This is a genomic window from Planktothrix tepida PCC 9214 (assembly GCF_900009145.1).
In the GTDB taxonomy this organism is placed as follows: Bacteria; Cyanobacteriota; Cyanobacteriia; order Cyanobacteriales; family Microcoleaceae; genus Planktothrix; species Planktothrix tepida.
The window spans coordinates 1-269 of sequence record NZ_LN889879.1 but is presented as its reverse complement, the minus strand read 5'-3'; the positions used below and the strand labels follow the sequence as shown (position 1 = coordinate 269).

General features: G+C 38.7%; 1 protein-coding gene. It reads left to right on the top strand.

The window, feature by feature from the left end:
* The coding region (locus PL9214_RS29585) for a glycosyltransferase family 61 protein (RefSeq protein WP_139295225.1) at nucleotides 1-269 on the top strand (269 nt) is incomplete at both ends.

Sequence of the window (269 nt, the reverse complement as noted above, 5' to 3'; positions counted from 1 at the left end):
GAAATCTTAGAGTATTTGAATCAATGGGGTTTTGTATCGATAGAGTTAGAAACCTTGACAGTTCAAGAACAGGCTGATTTATTTTCGCAAGCTGAAGTCATTATCGCACCCCATGGGGCAGGATTAACAAATCTGGTTTTTTGTCAAGCGAATACCGTTGTAGTGGAGTTAGTTTCTCCCCATTATATTCGCCCTTATTATTGGCTAATTAGTCAGCAATTGGGACTGAAACATTATTCTATCCAAGGAGAAGCTTTAGGGTGTTCTTT